Source organism: Acinetobacter lactucae (assembly GCF_013344765.1).
GTDB classification, from domain to species: domain Bacteria; phylum Pseudomonadota; class Gammaproteobacteria; order Pseudomonadales; family Moraxellaceae; genus Acinetobacter; species Acinetobacter lactucae_A.
In genome coordinates this window covers 1-1425 of record NZ_JABVBF010000321.1, presented here as the reverse complement: position 1 = coordinate 1425, position 1425 = coordinate 1, and the positions used below count along the sequence as shown (strand labels likewise).

Here is a 1425-nt window from a genome sequence, read left to right as displayed (position 1 = left end):
AAGTTTGACTCTCAAAATCATTGTTACTTTTATTTAACAATAAATTAGAAGGCTCTAGTAGCCCAGTATCATTAAATTTAGCTAGCTTCTTCTCAACTAATGAATTAATCAAAATTTCACTTTCTCGTATTGTTAAACCAAAATATTGAGAAAGATACTCTGCACTAATTTCTTCGAGTAAAATTAACAATCTGCATGCAAAATCCTCAATAGCAGGTAAAACATCTTCTTTCGTAACAGCACAATATATTTTAAATTTTCTAGCAGGCAACAAGATAGAAATAATATTGCCAACACGCTGTATATCAAAATCAATATCCATGAACCTATCCTTAAATACTTTCAATAATTTCAAAATTAACTGAGTCATCTAATGCATATTTTTCTATTACTTTATGTACCTTATAAAGCGGTGAATCTTCATTGCATTGAGACCACATTTTGCGAGAACCAATAATTACTAACCTTTCTTGAGCACGACTTAAGGCGACATTAATACGTTCAGGATATTGTAAGAAACCTTGAGTATACTCAGGATTGTCACGTACTAAACTTAAAACAATAATTGAATTTTGTTGTCCTTGATAAGAATCAACAGTATCAACTTTTATATATTCTCTTAAAGGTTGAAGTGAATCCGTCTGACTAATCATTGATTCAACTTTATCTTTTTGAGCTTTATATAAGGTAATGATACCAATAGGGTGAGGTGTTCTAGCTTTATCATTAATAAGATGCTTTAAGAACTCCTCTGAAGTAACAATATTTTGTAACGTCTGTTTTATTAAAATCACTTCACTTTCATTGTAATATCCAGGATTAGTATAAACTTCATTACTTTGAGATGATGAGCTATCTAACCAAATAACAGGTTTCTTTAAATATCCATTTAATAAGTCATACCATTCTGGACTAGATGATCTACCAGTCTGGAGTCCACCCTCAAGTTCAGGATAAAAAACTTCAGAAATAATATGACAAATAGGTTTTACCATTCGATATTGAGTATTTAAAGTAATACCACCTGTTTTCTTAAATACTTTTTCAAAATCGTGCTTATCAAATATGTTAATTGACTCATTTAATTTTTTTGCAGCAAGCTTAATATGTTTCTTATGGTAGTGAGGAGGTAACTGTTTATGATCACCTACCAAAAGAACTCGCTTACCAGATTGCATAGCTATCATTAATTCAGAAGCTTGAGCTCTTGCAGCTTCATCTATGATTACCCAGTCAAATTCTACATTTTCAATCTGAATATTATTTTTGCCTATCCCAACTAATGTACCGCAAACTAGTTGTTTGCTTTTAACTAAGAATTTATCAAAATTAGCATTATCAGATCTTAAAACAGAAATCCAATCATCCGAAATTTTTAAAAGATTTTTTAACTTTTTTAGCTCCTTTTCATTATTAATCGAATAT

At 30.0% G+C, this 1425-nt stretch carries 2 protein-coding genes; both read right to left on the bottom strand.

Annotation, left to right across the window (positions count from 1 at the left end):
- Nucleotides 1–322: hypothetical protein (locus HUN22_RS17035; protein WP_254617562.1), on the bottom strand; the 322-nt coding region annotated here is incomplete at its 3' end.
- A gap of 10 nt (nucleotides 323–332) precedes the next feature.
- Nucleotides 333–1425: DEAD/DEAH box helicase (locus tag HUN22_RS17030; RefSeq protein WP_254617561.1), on the bottom strand; the 1093-nt coding region annotated here is incomplete at its 5' end.